Origin of the sequence: Candidatus Methylopumilus universalis, from assembly GCF_006365315.1 — a bacterium.
GTDB lineage: Bacteria > Pseudomonadota > Gammaproteobacteria > Burkholderiales > Methylophilaceae > Methylopumilus > Methylopumilus universalis.
Window position 1 is genome coordinate 64,363 of record NZ_CP040968.1, and the last position, 20,716, is coordinate 85,078.

General features: G+C 37.4%; 25 protein-coding genes, 1 tRNA gene and 1 riboswitch. Of the genes, 9 read left to right on the top strand and 17 right to left on the bottom strand.

The genetic code is table 11. The annotated features are described in order from the left end of the window. Positions 1–15 precede the first annotated feature (15 nt). Positions 16–2,817, top strand: a complete 2,802-nt coding sequence (locus FIT79_RS00325; protein ID WP_139875284.1) for a valine--tRNA ligase — start codon at positions 16–18, stop codon at positions 2,815–2,817. Here the strand turns inward: FIT79_RS00325 and FIT79_RS00330 are convergent. The 6 genes from FIT79_RS00330 to FIT79_RS00355 all read right to left on the bottom strand — a co-directional run bounded on the left by FIT79_RS00330 (position 2,809) and on the right by FIT79_RS00355 (position 6,134). Continuing rightward, positions 2,809–3,045, bottom strand: a complete 237-nt coding sequence (locus FIT79_RS00330; RefSeq protein ID WP_139866638.1) for a sulfurtransferase TusA family protein — start codon at positions 3,043–3,045, stop codon at positions 2,809–2,811. The two genes, FIT79_RS00325 and FIT79_RS00330, sit on opposite strands and share 9 nt — an antisense overlap. 1 nt (position 3,046) lies before the next feature. Continuing rightward, complete coding sequence (locus FIT79_RS00335) at positions 3,047–3,370, bottom strand: rhodanese-like domain-containing protein (RefSeq protein ID WP_139866640.1); 324 nt, start codon at positions 3,368–3,370, stop codon at positions 3,047–3,049. Positions 3,371–3,381: 11 nt separating this feature from the next. Further along, on the bottom strand, positions 3,382–3,780 hold the full coding sequence (locus FIT79_RS00340) for an MAPEG family protein (protein WP_139866642.1): 399 nt from the start codon (positions 3,778–3,780) through the stop codon (positions 3,382–3,384). Positions 3,781–3,849: 69 nt separating this feature from the next. Beyond that, positions 3,850–4,575 carry a lysophospholipid acyltransferase family protein gene (locus FIT79_RS00345; protein ID WP_139875285.1) on the bottom strand — a complete coding sequence of 242 codons (726 nt, stop codon included), beginning with the start codon at positions 4,573–4,575 and terminating at the stop codon, positions 3,850–3,852. Positions 4,576–4,581: 6 nt separating this feature from the next. Beyond that, on the bottom strand, positions 4,582–4,929 hold the full coding sequence (locus tag FIT79_RS00350) for a DUF3147 family protein (RefSeq protein WP_139866646.1): 348 nt from the start codon (positions 4,927–4,929) through the stop codon (positions 4,582–4,584). After that, the gene (locus FIT79_RS00355; RefSeq protein WP_139875286.1) at positions 4,929–6,134 is read right to left on the bottom strand and encodes a GNAT family N-acetyltransferase; all 1,206 of its coding nucleotides are present in this window, start codon (positions 6,132–6,134) and stop codon (positions 4,929–4,931) included. Before FIT79_RS00355 ends, FIT79_RS00350 begins: the two co-directional genes overlap by 1 nt. 39 nt (positions 6,135–6,173) lie before the next feature. Here FIT79_RS00355 and FIT79_RS06740 point away from each other — a divergent pair, with 39 nt between their 5' ends. Continuing rightward, complete coding sequence (locus FIT79_RS06740) at positions 6,174–6,473, top strand: HNH endonuclease signature motif containing protein (RefSeq protein WP_223259586.1); 300 nt, start codon at positions 6,174–6,176, stop codon at positions 6,471–6,473. Positions 6,474–6,515: 42 nt separating this feature from the next. Further along, positions 6,516–6,689 (top strand): hypothetical protein, encoded by a 174-nt coding sequence (locus tag FIT79_RS06705; RefSeq protein WP_189340243.1) that lies wholly within the window; start codon positions 6,516–6,518, stop codon positions 6,687–6,689. Here FIT79_RS06705 and FIT79_RS00365 read toward each other — a convergent pair. Then, positions 6,679–7,581 (bottom strand): ROK family protein, encoded by a 903-nt coding sequence (locus tag FIT79_RS00365; RefSeq protein ID WP_139875287.1) that lies wholly within the window; start codon positions 7,579–7,581, stop codon positions 6,679–6,681. The two genes, FIT79_RS06705 and FIT79_RS00365, sit on opposite strands and share 11 nt — an antisense overlap. Then, a complete protein-coding gene (locus tag FIT79_RS00370; protein ID WP_139875288.1) occupies positions 7,582–8,193 on the bottom strand; it encodes a DedA family protein in 612 nt (203 codons plus the stop codon). A 365-nt stretch (positions 8,194–8,558) separates the two neighbouring features. Between FIT79_RS00370 and FIT79_RS00380 the strand changes: the two genes are divergently transcribed. Continuing rightward, entirely contained in the window at positions 8,559–10,031 is a 1,473-nt protein-coding gene (locus FIT79_RS00380) for a protein adenylyltransferase SelO (protein ID WP_139875289.1), read from the top strand. A gap of 51 nt (positions 10,032–10,082) precedes the next feature. On the opposite strand, the gene FIT79_RS00385 is transcribed toward FIT79_RS00380, so the two are convergent. The 4 genes from FIT79_RS00385 to FIT79_RS00400 all read right to left on the bottom strand — a co-directional run bounded on the left by FIT79_RS00385 (position 10,083) and on the right by FIT79_RS00400 (position 11,469). Further along, positions 10,083–10,409, bottom strand: a complete 327-nt coding sequence (locus FIT79_RS00385) for a uroporphyrinogen-III C-methyltransferase (RefSeq protein WP_139866657.1) — start codon at positions 10,407–10,409, stop codon at positions 10,083–10,085. 166 nt (positions 10,410–10,575) lie between these two features. After that, positions 10,576–10,884 carry a hypothetical protein gene (locus tag FIT79_RS00390; protein ID WP_139866659.1) on the bottom strand — a complete coding sequence of 103 codons (309 nt, stop codon included), beginning with the start codon at positions 10,882–10,884 and terminating at the stop codon, positions 10,576–10,578. Positions 10,885–11,056: 172 nt separating this feature from the next. Then, positions 11,057–11,359 carry a hypothetical protein gene (locus tag FIT79_RS00395; protein WP_139866661.1) on the bottom strand — a complete coding sequence of 101 codons (303 nt, stop codon included), beginning with the start codon at positions 11,357–11,359 and terminating at the stop codon, positions 11,057–11,059. 34 nt (positions 11,360–11,393) lie between these two features. Next, positions 11,394–11,469 (bottom strand) — tRNA-Phe (locus tag FIT79_RS00400). 202 nt (positions 11,470–11,671) lie between these two features. Between FIT79_RS00400 and FIT79_RS00405 the strand changes: the two genes are divergently transcribed. Then, positions 11,672–12,160, top strand: a complete 489-nt coding sequence (locus FIT79_RS00405; RefSeq protein ID WP_139875290.1) for an arsenate reductase ArsC — start codon at positions 11,672–11,674, stop codon at positions 12,158–12,160. Continuing rightward, positions 12,150–12,788, top strand: coding sequence for an aquaporin (locus FIT79_RS00410; protein ID WP_139875291.1), 639 nt, complete (start codon positions 12,150–12,152; stop codon positions 12,786–12,788). Before FIT79_RS00405 ends, FIT79_RS00410 begins: the two co-directional genes overlap by 11 nt. A 57-nt stretch (positions 12,789–12,845) precedes the next feature. Here FIT79_RS00410 and FIT79_RS00415 read toward each other — a convergent pair whose 3' ends face one another. The 3 genes from FIT79_RS00415 to FIT79_RS00425 all read right to left on the bottom strand — a co-directional run bounded on the left by FIT79_RS00415 (position 12,846) and on the right by FIT79_RS00425 (position 15,787). Then, on the bottom strand, positions 12,846–13,139 hold the full coding sequence (locus FIT79_RS00415) for a hypothetical protein (protein WP_139875292.1): 294 nt from the start codon (positions 13,137–13,139) through the stop codon (positions 12,846–12,848). A gap of 99 nt (positions 13,140–13,238) precedes the next feature. After that, positions 13,239–13,739, bottom strand: coding sequence for a hypothetical protein (locus tag FIT79_RS00420; RefSeq protein ID WP_139875293.1), 501 nt, complete (start codon positions 13,737–13,739; stop codon positions 13,239–13,241). A 74-nt stretch (positions 13,740–13,813) separates the two neighbouring features. After that, positions 13,814–15,787 (bottom strand): TonB-dependent receptor, encoded by a 1,974-nt coding sequence (locus FIT79_RS00425; protein WP_139875294.1) that lies wholly within the window; start codon positions 15,785–15,787, stop codon positions 13,814–13,816. 111 nt (positions 15,788–15,898) lie between these two features. Beyond that, a riboswitch (cobalamin riboswitch) is annotated at positions 15,899–16,110 on the bottom strand. Positions 16,111–16,188: 78 nt separating this feature from the next. Here FIT79_RS00425 and FIT79_RS00430 point away from each other — a divergent pair. Next, positions 16,189–16,461 (top strand): oxidative damage protection protein, encoded by a 273-nt coding sequence (locus tag FIT79_RS00430; protein ID WP_028818136.1) that lies wholly within the window; start codon positions 16,189–16,191, stop codon positions 16,459–16,461. Positions 16,462–16,520: 59 nt separating this feature from the next. Here the strand turns inward: FIT79_RS00430 and phoU are convergent, their stop codons facing one another. After that, positions 16,521–17,225: a phosphate signaling complex protein PhoU gene (gene phoU / locus FIT79_RS00435; protein ID WP_139866673.1), complete on the bottom strand. Its 705-nt coding sequence runs from the start codon at positions 17,223–17,225 to the stop codon at positions 16,521–16,523. An 82-nt stretch (positions 17,226–17,307) separates the two neighbouring features. Continuing rightward, entirely contained in the window at positions 17,308–17,967 is a 660-nt protein-coding gene (rpiA, locus tag FIT79_RS00440; RefSeq protein WP_139866675.1) for a ribose-5-phosphate isomerase RpiA, read from the bottom strand. Positions 17,968–18,050: 83 nt separating this feature from the next. On the opposite strand from rpiA, the gene ilvA reads away from it, so the two are divergent. Beyond that, entirely contained in the window at positions 18,051–19,562 is a 1,512-nt protein-coding gene (ilvA, locus tag FIT79_RS00445) for a threonine ammonia-lyase, biosynthetic (RefSeq protein ID WP_028818139.1), read from the top strand. A gap of 98 nt (positions 19,563–19,660) precedes the next feature. After that, entirely contained in the window at positions 19,661–20,704 is a 1,044-nt protein-coding gene (locus tag FIT79_RS00450) for a beta-propeller fold lactonase family protein (protein ID WP_139875295.1), read from the top strand. Positions 20,705–20,716 lie beyond the last annotated feature (12 nt).

Here is a 20,716-nt window from a genome sequence, read left to right on the forward strand (position 1 = left end):
CTATGTGTTTTATTCATGGAAAATAATCTGTCTAAACCTTTTAGCCCAAAAGATATTGAAAGTCATTGGTATGATTTTTGGGAATCAAAAGGCTTCTATCAAGCAGGCTTAGATACTAAGCAAAAAAATTCATTTTGTATTTTATTGCCGCCACCCAACGTGACAGGAACGTTGCATATGGGGCATGGATTTAATCAAACTCTGATGGATGCATTAACTCGCTATCACCGCATGAAGGGCGAAAATACCTTATGGCAGCCCGGAACTGATCATGCAGGTATTGCGACACAAATTGTGGTTGAAAGACAGCTTGATAAAGAAGGCATTTCAAGACATGACCTTGGACGAGAAAAGTTTCTAGAAAAAGTATGGGAATGGAAAGCATATTCAGGCGGCACCATTACTGAACAGATGCGTCGCTTAGGGACTTCGCCAGATTGGTCACGCGAACGTTTTACAATGGATGAAGGCTTATCAAAAACGGTGACTGAAACATTTGTCAGTTTATATAAAGAGGGACTCGTTTATCGCGGTAAACGTTTAGTGAATTGGGACATTCAATTACAGACAGCGGTATCTGATTTAGAAGTCGTTCAAGAAGAAGAAGATGGATTCTTATGGCATATTCAATACCCACTCGCATCTGGTGAAGGCCATTTAACGGTTGCAACTACCAGGCCGGAAACGATGTTGGGGGATGTAGCTATCATGGTTCATCCCGAGGATGCGCGCTATCAAAAGCTTGTTGGGCAGATGGTAAAGCTCCCTTTATGTGATCGTGATATCCCTATCATCTCAGATGATTATGTAGATCAAACCTTCGGGACAGGTGTTGTGAAAGTGACCCCTGCGCACGATTTCAATGACTACGCAGTGGGCATGCGCCATAAATTACCTATGATAAGTGTTTTGACACTTGACGGACATATTAATGAATCAGCACCAAAAGTTTATCAAGGCCTAGAACGTTTTGCTGCACGTAAAAAAATTGTAGAAGATTTAGAGGCTCAAGGTTTTCTTATAAAAACTGAGAAACATAAACTTAAAATTCCACGAGGTGACAGAACAGATGTGGTGATTGAGCCGATGCTTACCGACCAATGGTTTGTAGCGATGACAAAAAAAACGCATGACGGAAAAAGCATTACAGAAAAAGCACTCGATGTTGTAAAGACAGGTGAAATTAAATTCTACCCAGATAACTGGGTGAACACTTATAACCAGTGGTTAAACAATATTCAGGATTGGTGCATTTCAAGGCAGCTATGGTGGGGGCATCAAATTCCAGCTTGGTATGGTGATGAAGGTCAGATATGGGTTGCACATAACGAGGAAGAAGCAAAAGCTTTAGCAGCAAAAGATGGCTATCAGGGAAATTTAAAGCGTGATCCAGATGTCTTGGATACTTGGTACTCATCCGCACTTTGGCCTTTCTCAACGCTTGATTGGACGCCTGACTATCCAAAAGCATCCAACCCAGCGCTCGATCTTTATTTGCCTTCGACAGTATTGGTGACAGGTTTTGACATTATCTTTTTCTGGGTCGCTCGAATGGTCATGATGACTAAACACATTACTGGAAAAATTCCATTTAAGCATGTGTATGTACATGGACTCATTCGTGATGCAGAAGGTCAGAAGATGAGTAAGTCAAAAGGAAATGTTTTGGATCCTATCGATTTGATCGATGGCATTTCTCTTGAAGCGCTTATTGAAAAAAGAACAACTGGGCTTATGAACCCGAAACAAGCCGAATCCATTACTAAAAAAACACGCAAAGAATTTCCAGAAGGTATCGCTGCATTTGGCACAGACGCCTTACGTTTTACTTATGCGAGTTTAGCAAGTCCAGGACGCGACATTAAATTTGATCTTCAGCGTTGTGAAGGCTATCGAAATTTTTGTAATAAATTATGGAATGCGACACGCTTTGTTCTTATGAACTGCGAAGGCAAAGAAAATGGTTTTGGCGAATGCGTCGATGGTTATCTTGAATTTTCAAAAGCCGATCGTTGGATTGTGAGCGAATTGCAGCAGAGAGAAACTGCTATTGAAAAAGCATTTCTAGATTACCGATTTGATTTATTGTCACAAGAGCTTTACCAATTTGTATGGGATGAATTTTGTGATTGGTATCTTGAGGTTGCTAAAGTTCAATTACAAATGGGTAGCGAAGCAGAGCAAAGAGCAACACGACGAACACTTTTACGTGTACTCGAGATTATTCTGCGATTAATACATCCAGTGATGCCTTTTATTACTGAAGAAATTTGGCAAACGATCGGCCCTATGAATGGGAAAAAAGGCCCTTCGATTATGCTAGAACCTTACCCACAAAGTGACAGTAAAAAAATTGATCAAGACAGCATTCACTGGATGTCGATTTTAAAAGAGATGGTAGATGTATGCCGAAAACTTCGTGGCGAAATGAATATTTCCCCGGCACAAAAAATTCCACTTGTGATTGCAGGCAATAAAAAATCACTTGAGCTTTACGCGCCATATCTTAAAGCGCTTGCTAAATTAACTGATGTTGAAATTGTGGAAGAACTTCCAGCCATCGATGCCCCAGTGATGTTAATCAAAGATTTTAAATTAATGCTTAAGGTTGAGGTGAACGCCGCAGAAGAAAGGGAAAGAATTACAAAAGAGCTTAATCGGATTCAAATTGAAATCCAAAAAGCTAAAGGTAAGCTAGAAAATGCTAGCTTTATAGATAAAGCTCCTGAGGCAGTGGTAGCACAAGAAAAAAAACGTTTAGAAGAGTTCGAGGAAAGCTTTGAAAAGTTAAATAGGCAACTAAAAAAGTTAGCTTAAACGACGTTTCTTAATAAAAAAAGTAATGGCACCATTTTCATCTTGAAGAGATAAAAGCTCGTGCCCTGTCTGACGACAGAATGCATCAAAATCTTTTTTACTTCCAGGATCTGTGGCAATAATTTTTAAGACCTGATCAGATTTAATTTCATTCAAGCCTTTTTTACATCGCAATATGGGAAGAGGACATTTAAGCCCCGTTGCGTCTACTTCATAATCATAATGCATATTATTTAAGTGCTGAGAAAGTGTAGCCGGCATTTGCCCAAGCAATAACACCGCCTGCTAAGTTATACACGTCATGATAATCATGTTCAGCCAAATAAGATGCAGCGTGAGCAGAGCGAACGCCACTATGACAATAAAAAACAATACTCGATTTTTTGGAAAGTTTGTCGAAAGCCTGAGGAAGGCTTACAAGTGGAATATGTTGCGCGCCTTGAATAATACCTCTTGCAACTTCATCATCATTTCTTACATCAATTAAAACTAAATTATCTTGCTTGATCATGCCGTGTAAGGTTGCGGCATCAATGGTCATAAAAGAACTCATGAAGTTAAATATTAAAGAATTATTTGAATGATCAGCGCAATGACATTTGTTGCAGCAAGCGCTTGAAGACCCCAGAGTGTGAATTTCATACCCCTCACTCTAAGCTCCATATTGGGTGTTGCTTCCAGAAAAGCTTTTGCATAAAAAAGTCGGCCCGTAGTAAATACACCACCTAAAAGCAAAACAATCGTCCAATGAATATGGTTGGCTTCAAGGCATCCTAAGAGAATGAGACCTAAAGGAACATATTCCGCAAAGTTTCCGTGGGAACGAATCGCTTGCTGTAAGTCTTCTCGACCGCCATCACCCAAAGACACTTCATTTTGACGTCTTAAGTTAATGACGTTTAATGTTAATTTAACGTATACAAAGGTAAGAATCGCGGCGTAAATAGCAGTAAGTTTTAACATGATGTTTAAATTAAATAATCTAAGATGCCTTCATTATAACATCGAGACGTGTGCCGTATAAATGGGCGGTTAGTTAATTTTTAGTGCAATGGCTTCTTGAAGTTTGAGAGACAGATCTTTTCTTGATTGCGAGGGTTTGATGGGATGCCCAATATCTACCACGACCTCGATTCGATTGGATTTAGCAACCCGCTTAAATGATTGGAGCAGACTCGTAGCCCCGTGAAAACTCGTACGATTTGTCAGTACGTTATTTTCTTTATACTTGATTGAGAAAGGCAAAAGTAATTTGTCAGCCTCAAAGGCCGATTGAAATAAGCTGCTCTTAAAAGGAAGCACTTGGTATCCTGTTGACGTAACGCCTTCAGGAAAGATGCATATCGATTGTTTTTCATTTTTAAAATGATGGTTCATCGCTTGAATGACTTCAGGCAAATTTGATTTGCGATTGCGGTCAATAAAAATAGCACCTGAAATTTTAGCGAGCATTCCAATAATAGGCCATGTTTTGACATCGGTTGCTGATACGAATGTGACGGGTTTTAAAGAAAAGATTACAGGAATATCAAGCCATGAAATATGATTTGAAACGATAAGATAGCTATCTTTACCTAAAAACTTTAAGACTTCTCCAGTGAGTGTAATTTTAATTTCTAAAATACGTAAGAGACGTTTCGCCCAGAACTGAATAAGAAGATGTGTGATATTTCTTGGCAGAATAATCATCATGACGCATAGGATCAGCGCCAGAAGAAGATGGAGTGCCATTAAAACAGATTTAAAAATAAAATTCATAGTGGATTATAAGAGTTCGATGCCGTAGGGTTTCACAATTTTTGCAAAAATATAAAATGCAACTAAGGTCATGACAACAGATATCCCAAGTGTTGGCCAAAAACCAAATCGCTTAAGTAAAAAAGGAAATGCTAAGAACATGGGCAAAGTAGGCACGACATACCAAAAAGTATACCAAGCATGATTTGCAATTTTAGATTCCGGTTGTTTTTCTAAATATAGCCAAATTAAAGTCAACACTGTGACAAGAGGAAGTGCTGCAATGAGCCCACCTAATCGATCACTTTTCTTAGCCACCTCAGAAATAAAAACAACCATACCTGAGGTGATTAAAAGCTTAAATAAAATCCACATTAATTTCCCTCTTCTTTTGTTACTTGAATGCCAGGCTTTTCTTCAGGATAGGCTTTTAAATAAACTGCCAAGTCTGGATCCAGCGTATCCCAATTGACCAAGCTTGCTACTTTTTTATAAATTTTATGCATAAAGTGATTTCGGTGTTTACAGAAATTTGTAAGATGCACGAGTTCATGACCCGTTTCGATTTTAGCAGGATATGCTGTTTGGCCACTTTGAATTGTTTTGGCACCAATCTTATATGCCCAATTAACAGCTTCAATCCATAAACGGAAATAGATAAACCAATCTCTAGGGGCGTCATAATCAATACCAATAAATTTGTTAATCACATGTTCTTTAAGATCAAAACAAAGCATAAAAGCTACAATTTCTTGAGAAGACTGGTGCCTTAAAATAATAAAGTGCGCTTCTTTTTCGCGAGAAATAAATTCAAAGAATTCAGGCGTGAGTTCTTCAAATTTAGTTTTACCTTTTAAATAAGTTCTTGAGAATAATCGGTAGAGCTGATGAAGGGTTTGATTGTCAGGTAAATGAACTACGCTCACATCAAGGGGAGCTGGAAGTGCTTTCTTTAATTTTTTGCGAAATTGGTATCTTCTAGACCCTTTGAGAGAGTTTATATAATCATCAGCATTTTCGCCTTCTAGTTTTAAAAGTGCCGACGGAAAACTTATAAGAGGAAATAAATTTTTAGATTTAGAAATAGAAGCAAGTGTTTGATGGTATGTATTAGGGAAGTCTTTCCATACCAACATAGCTGCTTTGTATTTTTGTGCTTGCGTCTCAGCAGCTTCCTGAATACAGAGAAAAATATCACCTTGTGTTACTGTCTGAGCTTTTAAAATTTTTGGATCAATCCCGATATGCCCCTCATCAGAGCAGGCACTCCCTATAAAAAAAGTACGTTGATATAAGAAAGACGGGATAACTTTACCGATTAACTTTACGATAGGTAAAATAATCGGAGGCATTACAAGCTCGATGGGCACATCCATTATGAATGCAGGCGCAATGGCGATCGGCTCTCCATTTAAAGAAATCAAGCCGTAAGTAAAAGTGAATTGCTCTTCAAGATGAGCACACTCAAGTGATCTATACCACCATTGACCTTCGTAAGGTGCTGGAAAGCAACTATCCCATAACGCCTGTGGTATTTGCGATTCAGAATTAAGCCATTCAAGAGAGAGCTGTTGTATCATTTATAAGAATTATACTTAAAACATCTTGATTCTCGACTTATGCAGAAATTTTTATTTTTTTTAATTGCACTTTTTTTTAGTGCCTCACTTTTCGCAGTTCATTCAGATTACTGTGTAAGCTGTGAACGGGACAAACGTGGCCACATTAAAAGAAGTCTTGAAGCCAAGAAAGCTTTCAAAAAAATGCAGCCATGCCCTTCGACAGGCAAGCCTTTTGGAGCTTGCCCTGGTTATATTATTGACCACATTATGCCTTTGAAGCGAGGCGGCGCTGATGCTCCATCGAATATGCAATGGCAGACCGTTGAAGAGTCAAAGGAAAAAGACAAATGGGAGTAACTTTTTATATGAAGCGTAATTTGAAGTAGAATAATCCATATCATGAAACGACAAATATTTTATATCGATTATCCGCAAGAGCATCAAGGCGATGCATTACATGCCTATCAATGTAAGTTTTGCAAAATAGATACCGTAAAAATTAATGGATTACTTGAAAATCATTTGCCCAGTTGTATCTATAGGACTGAAAAAGAAAAAACGATTACTGAGTAAGTCCTCGACCAATTAAAGCAGCACCAATCACACCCGCTGAGTCACCCAGCATGTTTTTAACAATCGGCGTTGAAGGCATATCATTAAAAATACGCGCATAAACTTCATCAATACCCTCCTTATATAAACTTTTTTCATTGGAAAGTCCGCCGCCTAATACAACAATATCTGGGTCTAAGATATTAATAAGATTAGCTAAGGCTTGACCAAATCGGGCATAAAAATCTTGTTTAATATTTTTTAGAGATTCGTCTTTCAATGAAGCATTAAAAAAATCAATCGCTGAGAGCTTCTTACCTGTTTTATCTTGAATTCTTTTTTCTAAACCACCACCCGATATAAAACTTTCTACACAGCCATTCGCACCGCAGTAACAGGGATAACCTTGAGGGTCGATCACCATATGACCCCATTCACCGGCAATATTTTGTGGCCCCTGTCTAATTTTTCCATCAAATACAATGCCACCACCACAGCCTGTTCCCATAATGACGCCAAATACAGAAGGGTATCCTTTACCTGCTCCCATTAACGCTTCTGCAAGAGCAAAACAGTTAGCATCATTTTCAATCAGGATGTCATGCACTAATTTGTCTTCAAGAAGGGATTGGAGCGGTAAGCTATTTAAGCAAAGTGTATTAGAGTTTTTAAGGAGATGTGTTTTCTTTGAGATCGAACCAGGCGTGCCTAAGCCTAGAGAATGTGTTTTATTTTGTATAGATACGAGGGCTTTTGTATAGAGCGCATGAATTTGGTTAAAGATATGCGCGCTACCCAAATGGGCTTCAGTAAGTAATCGTTCCCGAAAAAGTATTTTGTCCTGACCGTCTAAGACAGCCACTTCAATCTTAGTGCCACCCAAGTCAATACCGATATGATAATGAGATGCCATTTAATTATTCTGAAAATGACGTCTGATATACCAAATGATGAAAATGATTGCTCCACCTGCAATGACATAATGAAATTCGTGAAAGTAAACTTTTAATGTGTCCCAGTGCTCACCAAATACCATGCCTGTATATGCCAGTGCCCAGCACCAAATAAAGGAGCCAACAAATGTGTAGATAATAAACTTAGTCATATTCATACGTGCAATCCCTGCAGGAAGCGCAATAAAAGTCCTAACAGCTGGAAGGAGGCGGCCTATAAAAATAATAATCTCACCATAATTTTTAAACCAATCATCTGCCATCTTTAAATCTTTTTTAGAGATGAGAACGAAACGGCCATATTTTTCAGCAAGCTGTCTGCCGCCTGTTTTTCCAACATAGTAGGCAGGTATAGAACCCAATACACAGCCTAGCGCGCCCATTAAGGCAACAACCCAGAGCACCATCTCGCCTTTAAAAACAAGATACCCTGCGAAAGGCATGATAATTTCAGAGGGTAATGGAATGCACGCTGACTCAATCGCCATCAGCAATACGATACCTCCGTACCCCATAGTGGATATCACACTCATAATCCAAACAGCCAATAATCCAATTAATTTTTCTAGCATTACGCTTAACCTAATCTAAGTTGATATCGAATTCTATCTTATGTTTCATAAACCTTTAGTGAATCCGCAAATTTTTACTATAATGAATTACATAATTTTTAAACAAACATATATGAAACAGATAACGCTATTATTTTTATTTGTCATACTCTCAAGCTGCAGCATGATGACCTATACGAATCAGAGTAAACTATCAAATACGAGCAAAACTTATATTATTAACTGTGCTTTTTGGGAAGCTTGTTATGCAAAATCAGAAAAGTTATGCTCAAACGGGTATAGCCTTGTAGATAAATCAGCAAGCTTGCCTTACAGTCTAGAAATTTCATGTAAGTAATTTTAGCTATCAAACGATCAAATCCATCATGCATGAAATAAATGCGCAAAAGCCAAATACGGTAGCTTGGCAGTTTAATCATAGCTACACAAAATTACCCAAAGATTTTTTTGCTGAACAGCTCCCAGTAAAAGTATCAAATCCAAAACTTATTTTATTAAACGAGCCTTTATTAAAATCTCTAGGATTAGATAAAGAAGCCTTAAGTCGAGAGGCTTGGGGCAATATTTTTTGTGGGAATGAACTGCCTGAAAAAGCCCACCCTATTGCAGAAGCCTATGCAGGACATCAATTTGGACACTTTGGTATATTAGGTGATGGCCGGGCTGTTCTCTTGGGCGAACACGTCAATCCGGAAGGAGATCATTTTGATATCCAATTTAAAGGATCAGGACAAACACCCTACTCTAGACGTGGTGATGGTCGCGCCGCATTAGGGCCTATGTTAAGAGAGTTCATCATTAGTGAAGCGATGTTCGCACTTAAGATTCCTACCACAAGAAGTTTGGCAGTAGTGACGACAGGAGAAAGTGTGATGCGGGATGAAGTGTTGCCAGGCGCAATACTGACGCGCGTAGCGAAAAGCCATATTCGTGTAGGTACTTTTCAATTCGCTTCTACATTAAATGATATCAATAAATTAAAAGCGCTCGCTGATTACACGATTTATCGCCATTATCCTGAGTGCAAAGCAAAGGACAATCCCTACCTTGCATTTTTAAATGCAGTGATTGAAAGACAAGCATTGCTTATTAGTCAATGGATGCATGTAGGTTTTATTCATGGCGTTATGAATACAGATAATATGTCCATCAGTGGTGAAACAATTGATTATGGTCCTTGCGCATTTATGGACCATTACCACCCTGAAACCGTGTTCAGTTCGATTGACCGTCATGGTCGTTATGCATATGCGAACCAACCCCCTATAGCGCAATGGAATTTAGCAAGATTTGCAGAGACTTTAATTCCGCTTATAGATCACAATACTGATAAATCAATTGAGTTAGCTTCTCAGTCTGTTAATAATTTTTCAGATCAATTTCAAAAGGCTTGGTTAAGAGGTATGCGAGAGAAACTAGGTTTATTTAATGAGGGTGCAAACGACATTGAATTAATCAATGAATTACTAGTGCTTATGCAAAGAAATAAAGCTGACTATACCCTTACATTTAGACATCTTTCGTCGGATGCAATTTTAAAGGATGCTATTTTTAAAGATGCATCATTTAAAGTTTGGTATAAAAACTGGATACATTGCATTCAAAAACAAAAAGAAGGTGAAGAGACATTAAAACTCATGATGTTAAAACATAATCCAGCGGTCATTCCGCGGAATTATTTAGTGGAGAAAGCTTTATCGCTAGCAGTGGTGGATCAGGATTACCGTTTCTTAAATAATTTTATTGCAGCGCTTTTGAAGCCTTATGAGGACTCGAAAGTATTTGGTGAGCCACCATTAGAGGAAGATAAGTCTTATCAAACATTTTGTGGGACTTAAAAAAATAAAATCACACATAAGGCATGTAAGCCTTATGTGTGACGATTGAAACTATTTTGTTTTTTTAGCTTTAGGCGCTTCTTTTGCTTTTGAAGGCTTAACAGATTTTGCAAGTTGCGCTTTAAGATCTTCAAGATCTTTGCTTTGAGCCGTTACTTTTGCTTCTAAGTCAGATACAACAGCTTTCTTTTGAGCGTCAGCTTTTTCATAGTCGGTCACTTTTTGGTTTAGCGTTGCAATTTGACCATTTAGATTTTTAATTTCTGCAGTTTGTAAGCTCAATTGATCTTCAGCGTTATAAGCGCTATACGAAAAGTAACCCGCTACAGCGATTAGGATTGCAATGATGATGTTTTTAAAAGTGCCAGAGTTTTCCATCTATGATTCCTTCTTGATTATGTTGAATTTTAAAGTATGTGTTTATACACATACTCTCTTAGGTAGGCATGATATAAGAAAGTTCAGCAATCTCAAAGAAAACGAAGGCTTTTGAGAAAATAAAAAACCCGCTTAAAAGCGGGTTTTCTTTAAAACAAGCAATCAATTATTTTGAAGCAATCAATTTTGCTGCTTTTGAACAGAGTTCATCGCTTGATTTGTTTACCATGCCTAAAACATCTTCTGAGCGAAGATTTGCTTGGGACAGAGCTTTCTCAGCTTCGGTCTGAGCTTTGCAAGCAAGTGCGAAATCATTATTTTTAATAGCGATAACACTTAAATTTTGTAAGCGAGCCGCGCGTTCTAATTCATGAAGTTTTTCATTGCTTTGAATGAATGTGGATGCAGCCACTGTGGTTGAGATTGCTGCAACAGCAGCGACAATAATAAGACTTAAACGTACTGACTTTTTCATTTCTTTATCCTTTTGGGTTGTATTAATGATGTGCACTTTTGATGCACGTGATCATCTTAGTAGATAATTGTTAACAAATTATGACATTGGCATATCTTTTGCTAGGTTAGAGAAATTACTAAACTATAAATAAAAAAAGCCAGCGAGAGCTGGCTTTTTAATTTGATCTAAATTATTTAGATTGTGTTTTTAAAGCCTTGTTGCACAGCTCTTGATTGCTCTTATGAATCATTCCAAGTAAGTCTTCAGATTTTGAGTGAACTTTACCTAAATACTCTTCTGCTTCGGTTTGTGATTTGCAAGCAAGAACATAATCCTTATTACCAATAGCAATTAAAGTTAAATTTTGTAAGCGTGAAACAGCTTCTAATTCTTTAATCTTTGTTCTGGCACCAACATATTTAAATGCGACGGCTGCTGTGGCAACCAATCCAATAAGTGCAACTGCTATTGTTACTTTTGTATTTTTTTTCATTACTTTCCTTAGTTAGTGCTTTTTAAAATTTGAATGGTGGCCAGGGGCAGAATCGAACTGCCGACACGCGGATTTTCAATCCGCTGCTCTACCGACTGAGCTACCTGGCCAGATAAAATCTCACGATAAAAACCGTGAAGAAGCGGAATTATAGCAAAAATGCTGACTTTTACCGAGTTTTAGCCCTGAATTTAGCCAATATCAGCGTCTAGTTAAGGGGCGGAAGGGATTCTAAACCATCATTTAAGAGAACATTTGGGGCTGGGGTAGAGATGTCATAATTACTTCGTTATCATCCCTTATAATTTTGGTATGAAATCCTACAATATTCTTTTTCTTTGTACCGGCAATTCTGCCCGTAGCATTTTGGCTGAAGCACTAGTGACAACTTTAAGTGGCGGTAAGTTTATTGGTTATTCAGCAGGCTCTAATCCAGCAGGACGAGTAAATTCATTCGCTTCGGAGTTAGCCATAGAAATGGGCTATCCAAAAGAGAAGTTACGATCCAAGAATTGGGATGAATATAGTTTGCCTGATTCGCCTCAAATGGATTTCATTATTACGGTATGTGATAACGCAGCTAATGAAGCGTGTCCTATTTGGTTAGGTCATCCATCAATAGCACATTGGGGATTTCCTGATCCTGCGAGTATTGAAGGAACAGATCTGATTAAACGAGAAGCATTTCAAAAAATATTATTAGGATTAAAAAAGAATATTGAAGCACTTATTCAGTTACCTATCGATCAACTAGATTTGTTATCCTTAAAGAAAGCTATTCAAGACATCCATGATGAATAAAAAATATTTAACAGAATTCCTTGGCACCGCCGCATTATTATCTGTCATCACAGGCTCAGGTCTTATGGGGCAAGCACTTTCCTCTGGTAATAATGCCGTGACACTCCTTGGTAACAGTATTGCTACAGGCGCTGGGCTTTATGTATTAATTATGATTTTAGGCCCCATTTCAGGGGCACACTTTAATCCATTAGTCAGTGTGATGGCATACACCCACAAACAATTAAAACGCAAAGACTTAGTGCCTTATATTGCTTCACAGATTGCGGGTGCAATTGCGGGTGTTTGGATGACACATTTGATGTTTAACCTACCCATTCTTCAAACATCAACAAAGATAAGAACTGGATTAGGTGTTTGGGTCAGTGAAGTGATGGCAACACTGATGTTACTTACAGTGATTTATCTAGGATTGAAATATGCCAAGAAACATATAGCGATGATTGTGGCCTTAACAGTGACCGCAGGCTATTGGTTTACTTCTTCTACTTTTTTTTGTAATCCTGCCGTGACATTTGCCCGAAGTTTAACAGATACATTTGTAGGTATTGCCCCACAAAATATTTTAGGATTTGTCATTCCGCAAATTATTGCGCTCATCCTCATACTTCAAATCATTAAAAAATAGTTTTACACACTACTTCCGCATGCAAAATAGATGCGAAGAGCAGTTAGGTGATGAATATTATTTTTTGAAAGAGCATTCTAGAACACCTACTACCTCTTCCCCAAGATATACCATCATCGCCCCATTGGTTCTATTAAAAGTATAAGCATATTTATCATTCCAAAAGCGCATACTTTTCTCGTCAATAGATACTTTAGTTTGGGGGATTTTATTGACTATAACAATTTGCTTTGCTTCATCAAATTGCACAGACAAAGCCCCACCATCAATTGCATTACAAAAACTAGTCTGCATTTCAGCATATAGATTAGATGCAAAGAGAAGTGATAGAAGTAAAGTTAAAAATTTCATTTGATATCTTTCATTAAGTCAAATGGGCGTTGCGGTTAGGCTGAAAAAATAAAATTGGATTGAAGAAATAAAAAACTGTAAATCCTACCGCCTAAATATTTACAGGGCAGTAGCTTTTTTCGAAACAAACTGTCTTTTAAATAAAGATTGAATGCCCCAGTAAGCCAAAAGGTAGCACATCGTATAGATAAAGCTTTGCGGCAGATATTCCCATCCTGTTTGAATACTCTCTTTAATAGTGATATCAGGGAAAGTACCAGAGAGTAAATTATAAGTTTGAGTTGAAATTACAAATGTTATTAGCGTTGCAATAACACCACATGCCGTAAACCTTAGGAAACTTTTCGTGTTTGAAATACGCAAACCAAAAAACCACATTATTCCGTAAGAAGGTAATAATCCTAAGTAACCTAAATTAACAGGTATCTGATATGAACTATTGATTAATAGAGTTATTAAGTCAATCAAGAGACTAAATACAAAAAGAGAAAAAAACCACTTAGGATTTTTTAAAAGTAAGCCCCCAATTAAAAAAAGTGCAAAACTTGCATCAGGAAGAGCATATGGGCTTACAACATGACTACCCCTTGTTAGAATCATACAAAGTGTTATAAAGCAAAAATAGATGTATTTAGTATTGTTATTGATCATAGTGTTATAAAAAAGTTAATTAGTTATTTAAATTCGTATTCAGCGCTTATATATAAACTTCTTCCATTGGCTGGATAGTAAAAATAGTCTGTCTTACTAAAGTTTAGAATACCAGATTGTGCGTATTTTTTATCGAAAATATTTAATCCAGTTAAATTTATCTTAAATTCATTAATTTTCCACGTGGCTTTGGCATCTAAAGTCAAATACTGAGGCATCTTATCTTTAGTATTTTGAATGTCATCAGCAAAGTATCTTGAACCAACATAATTTGCCTGAAGAAGATATTTGCCATACTCCTGATTATTCCACCCCAAAATAAATGAGCCAGCCTCTTTAGGGACTGAAGGAACGAACTTTGAATCTAATGAACCCGACGTAAATCTTGCATCTAGATAACTATAGATAAATTTTACGTCCACACCTTCTGTTATTTTAAAATTTAAATTTGTTTCTAAGCCTTGCCTAAGGGTTGGATCGTAATTTGTATTAGCCCCTAATAAACTGTTATAAGCTATTTCATTCGTTAATTCTGTTCTAAACAAAGCAACACGAGCATCAAAAACATTAGATTTGTATAAAAGACCAATTTCATTATTTTTAGAAATTTGTGCCTTGAGAATATTTCCATAAAATGTGCTGATATAGTTTTGATCATATCCATAAAGCTCGTCTAAATTTGCAAATCTAAATCCCTGATTATTTTTTACATAGCCACCCCAGTTATCTTTAAAATAATTTAAGCTGATTTCATAAGCTTTTTTATTTTGAGATGTTTCTCCTTGAACGTAAGGATTGTATTGCCCATAAGAAGTATAAGCATCTTGATTTGCTTTTTGTTCGTTGTGATGTGACCTTAATCCAGAAGTGAGATTCAGGTAACTTGCAAGCCAGGTAGTGTTTTGCAAGTAAATACCATAAGATTTATCTTCCGCAGATTGATTGGCATTTCCAAAATTGTTAACATTTAATTTTCCTAAAATATAATCAAATCCAAAAACTGAAGAACTTTTAAGACCGGAAAAATTGTGATCCCATTTAATTCTAGGGGAGAAAGTATATGTATCAATAACCCTATAAGATTTGGAAGGGAAATCTGGGTTGTCAGATTTAAAACCTTGTCTTGAGACTGAAAATTCAGATGAAAACTCAAGGGAATCACTAATTTTAATATTTAATCCGGGTCTAACTTTAAATCCATCTTTTCTTTGAAAATTGTTTTGAAATCGAGCCGCTTTTGGATTTGCATTAAAAACACTGCTACTGATTGCGCCAGGAGTACCATTTTCTTGTTGGTATAATGAATAATCAATAAAGGAATCATATCTATCTGAAGATATTCCTACTCTTCCGGAAATTGCATTTGAAACACTTTGTGAATTTTCACGATAGCCATTTTCTTTAGAAGAACTAATGCCTGAATTATAATAAAACCCCTTATTGCTACCTGATAAATATGCATCTAATCCAATAAAATCATAGCTCCCCAAAGTTGTTTTTATAGAACTAGAATTTTTGCCAGATTTATTTGTAACAATATTAATAACTCCACCAGAAGCCTTATCTCCAAATAGAACCCCGCCACTTCCAGGAAGTATTTCTATATGATCAATATTTGATAATGGAATAGATGACCATTGAATGCTGCTTGAATCTACATTATTTAATCTTTGACCATCAATCAGTATTAAAGTATTTCCAATTGCAGACTCTCCAAATCCCCTCATATCAACAATTGCATCTATACCTTGATTACCATATTGAGAAGACACTTTTATACCAGCCTGTGATCTTAAAAGATCTGGTATAGACGAGTATGGTGAATTATCAATATCATCTCGGGAGATAATTTTAATACTTTGATTGGCATTAAAATCTGTTGAGCTAAATCGATTAGCAGTCACAACGACACCGCTTGGTTTAACAGCAGTTTCAGCAAAAACATTTGCTGTAAAGAGTTGAGTTACTAATAGACTCGGTAGAATAATTTTTTTCATAGTATTTCCAAATAATCATGCAACCCCGCATGAGATTAAAAAATAGAAATACCTTAAGGAGAAAATAAATGTGAAAAGTACTCACAAATCAAATACCACTCCCCGTAGTATTTCTGTGTGAGTTACTAGGCCGGTCTCCGGACTCGTAAGATTTGATTCACGGCCTTCCCGAAATAAATTCAGTGGCATGTATGTATGAATCCACGCTTACTTACCGTTGCGGGGGCAGTATAGGAATTGTTGTTACACTCACCTATTTCCCAGTTTCAATGTTTTCCTAAATGAAGATAAACCTTAAGAAGACATCACCTAACAACTTGAAAACATCGTAGCACATCTTTGCTATACTCAAACTTAACGATTTATAAATTTATTGATTGCAATGCAAAGGATATTTAGTTATGGCAAGAACAGTTAAATGTGTGAAGTTAGGTAAAGAATTAGACGGTTTAGATTTTCCCCCTTACCCAGGGCCTTTAGGTAAACGTATTTTTGAGAGTGTATCTAAGGAAGCTTGGGCTGGCTGGCTTAAGCACCAAACCATGTTAGTGAACGAGAACCGATTAAGTTTTGTGGATCCTGCGGCGCGTAAATATTTAACCGAACAAACGGAAGCTTATTTTTTTGGTGACGGCGCGGATAACGCATCGGGATATGTCCCACCTAAAAGCTAATTAAAAACGAAGACGAAAAAAAACACTTCCGAGGAAGTGTTTTTTATTGTGCAAATTGATTATTCAGCAATCGTCTTTTTAATTTCTTTGATTGTTGAGTGTCTAATGTCAGCACCCTTCACGGCATAAACGATATGTTCTGAAATATTTTTGCAATGATCACCAATGCGTTCGAGCGCTTTGACTACAACAAGTAACTCTAAAGACACTGAGATAGCTTTTGAATCTTCAAGCATATAGGTGAGAAGCTCTCTAATGGTTGCGCGATACTGATCGTCTACTGCTTCATCTTTCTTTGCGATCTCAATTGTTTTACTAATATCTAGTCGCGCGAATGAATCTAATACGGTTTTAAGCATCGAATGAACAGCTTCTACCATCAGTTTAATTTCACCGATTTTAATTTTTTTAATATTTGGATTTTCGTTAACACGAATAGCTGTGCGAGCAATCTTTGTTGCCTCATCACCAATGCGCTCTAAGTCTGTGATGGCTTTAAGAATTGTGATGATCATACGAAGGTCGCCTGCTGCAGGCTGCCTTTTCGCAATAATACGAGATGCATCTTCGTCAATTTCCATTTCAAGGCCGTTGACTTTCTCGTCGATTTTAATCACTTTATTCGCTAGTTCGACATCGTCCTTTTTAAGAGACTCAATAGCAGAAAGAATATTCTCTTCGACTAAACCGCCCATTTTTAAGACCTTCGCTCGTACCGCTTCTAATTCTAGGTCGTACTCTTTATAACTATGTTCTGAAGCCATTTTTAGTAATCCTTTTAAACTCTTACAATTTCACACCTTATATAATATTACTTATATATGACATTTTTAAGACTTAATAAGCTTATTTTTTGATAGTTTTAACCCCGTCTTTTGTGGCCAATAATAATATATTGGCTGGACGAGCCGCAAATAAACCGTTAGTAACGACTCCTACCATTTGATTGATAGTCGCTTCCATTTCGACAGGGTCTTTAATGACAAGACCATGAACGTCCAAGATGACGTTCCCATTATCGGTTGTAAAATTTCGTAACTGAGGCTGTCCGCCTAGTTTGGTAAGTTCTCGAGCCACATAGCTTTTAGCCATTGGGAGAACTTCGACAGGTAAAGGGAATTTGCCTAAGACAGGCACATATTTTGTTTCATCACAAATACAAATAAAGGTTTTAGCAACTGCCGCCACAATTTTTTCTCGAGTTAAAGCCCCGCCACCACCTTTGAGCATATGCATATGCTCAGTGATTTCATCGGCACCATCGACATAAATATCCATACTATTGACACTATTTAAGTCAAAAACCTCTATGCCATGTTTGCGTAAACGATCTGCTGATGCTTCACTACTAGCCACTGCGCCATCAATTTTATGTTTTACTTTTGCCAACTCATCGATGAAGTAATTAGCAGTAGAGCCAGTACCTACACCAATAATGCCAGACTTCACATATTCGATCGCAGCCTTTGCAACCTGTTGTTTTAATTCGTCTTGCGTGAATGCCATTTTTACTTAAACCCTTATATTTTATTTATAATGATGCTTTAACATCTATCATACACGCCAAGGCGACTCTTGAAAATTAGCATATGAAGAATGACTACGTAAAACGTATTAATGAGGCGCGAGTATATGACGTGGCAAAGAAAACACCACTCGAATTTCAGACATATCTTTCAAGCCGTTTTCATAATCAGATTTTTTTAAAGCGGGAAGATTTACAACCTGTCTTTTCATTTAAATTACGCGGCGCCTATAACAAGATGGCGGGCCTATCTAAACCGCAGCTAGATAAAGGCGTCATCACCGCTTCTGCGGGAAATCATGCGCAAGGCGTTGCGTTAAGCGCACAAAAACTAGGATGTCGCGCTGTAATCGTCATGCCTACTACAACCCCCCTTATTAAAATTGATGCTGTAAAACATCGAGGTGCTGAAGTAGTGCTATGGGGTGATTCTTATTCTGATGCTTATCAACATGCGCTCGAGATTGAAAAAAAAGAGGGCCTCACTTTTGTGCATCCTTACGATGATCCCGACGTCATCGCGGGACAGGGAACGATTGCTAAAGAAATTTTAGATGAATATAAAAAACCTATTCATGCCATCTTTTGTTGTGTTGGCGGAGGTGGACTTCTTGCAGGCATGGCAACTTATATCAAAGCGATGCGACCTGAAATTAAAGTGATCGGCGTTGAGGCCAAAGACGCAGAAGCTATGAGCTTATCTTTAAAAGCAGGCAAGCGTGTGGTGTTGGATCAGGTAGGCCTCTTTGCTGATGGCGCAGCCGTGAAAGAAGTAGGCCAGGTGACCTTTCCACTCTGTCAGGCTTATGTCGATGAAATGATTGTGGTGGATAACGATGCCATTTGTGCCGCCATTAAAGACGTTTTTGAGGATACGCGCTCTATTCTGGAGCCGGCAGGAGCTTTATCAGTTGCAGGCATGAAAGCTTATATCAAGAAACATAATTTAAAAGATGAGACTTTGGTAGGCATTGCATCGGGCGCTAATATGAATTTTGATCGTTTACGTTTTGTAGCGGAGCGAGCTGAAATTGGTGAAAAAAGAGAAGCTGTGCTTGCAGTCACCATACCTGAAACTCCAGGAGCCTTTAAAAACTTTTGTAGGTTATTAGGTCAGAGGAATATTACTGAATTTAATTATCGTTTTTCAGATCCTAAAAAAGCGCATATTTATGTGGGTCTTGCAACCAATGATAAGGACGAGCCATCACAGATTAAAGCCATGCTTGATAAGGAGGGCTTGCCTACCATTGATCTTACAAATAATGAGGTTGCAAAACTTCACTTAAGACACCTGGTCGGTGGACACTCACCTCAAGCTAAGAATGAAATGGTTTTTAGATTTGAGTTTCCAGAAAAGCCGGGCGCCCTCATGAAATTTTTAGAGACCATGGGACACAATTGGAACATCAGTTTATTTCATTACCGAAATCATGGCGCTGACTTTGGTCGTGTTTTAGTTGGTATGCAAGTCCCACCCGAAGATGAAATTAATTTTGAAGTCTTTTTGAATCAATTAGGCTACCCCTTCTGGGATGAAACAGATAATCCAGCCTATAAACTTTTCTTAGGTTAGTGCTTCCTTATTTTCATGAGGCGTTAAAGGGATAAATCCCCTGGAAGATTGTGAATAAATATTTAATAATTAAAAGCAAGATATTTTAGGAGAATCAAATGCAGGTTATAAAACCAGTTGTCATATTAGGATTACTTATTTCATCCTTATTAGCAAATGCTGAAGATCGAGGTAGGGCTTATGTATCTAACCAAGAAGGTGGTGTCAGTATTATTAATTTAAACACCATGGAAACAGAAGGCACAATTGATATTCAAGCAAAAAATCCCCGTGGTATTGGCATCACAGAAGATGGCCAGTATTTAATTACTGCAAATAAAGATGACGAGAATTTGTCCGTGATTGATTTAAAAACGAATCAATTTGTGAAACATATTTCAGTAGGTAAAAATCCAGAATTTGTTCGCGTATTTAGAGGACAAGTCTTTGTATCAACTGAGCCAGCCTCGACCGGTAAACCACCTGTGGCAGGCAAAGAAGATGATGATAAAGATGAGCCAAAAATCCCTGCACGTATTGCAGTGGTTGATTTAGCCAAGGGCAAAAAGATTCGAGATATTGTCGGTGGCCCAGAAACAGAAGGGATTGAATTTAGTAAAAGTGGTAAAGAAATTATTGTGACGAATGAAGCTGATAACACAATCACAGTCCACAACTTTAGTAATGGTAAATTATTAAAAACGATTTCAACTAAAAAATACGGAGATCGTCCACGTGGCATCAAAGTAGCGCCCAATGGAAAGTATTACGTCTCCACTCTGGAGTATGGAAATAATTTTATTGTCTTAGATAGTCAATTTAAACATCTTAAAACTGTGCCGACAGGTGAATCGCCTTATGGCATTAGTTTTGATCGAGAAGGCAAACGATTATTTGTCGCATCTTCGAAAGCAAAAACATTAGAAGTATTCGACACCACTAACTTTGAGAAAATTAAAGAAATTCCAACAGGTCGACGTTGTTGGCATTTTAGTTTTTCACCAGATGAAAAAGACATTTTACTAGCTTGTGGAAAATCTGATGAAGTGCTTGTCATTGATGCAGAAAAATTAGAAGTGACTAAGAGAATTCCTAATAAAGAAATTCCATGGGGTATCGTTGTTTATCCTAAAGCTATGGGCAGTTTAGATAGCGTTAAATAAAAAATAGGTGTT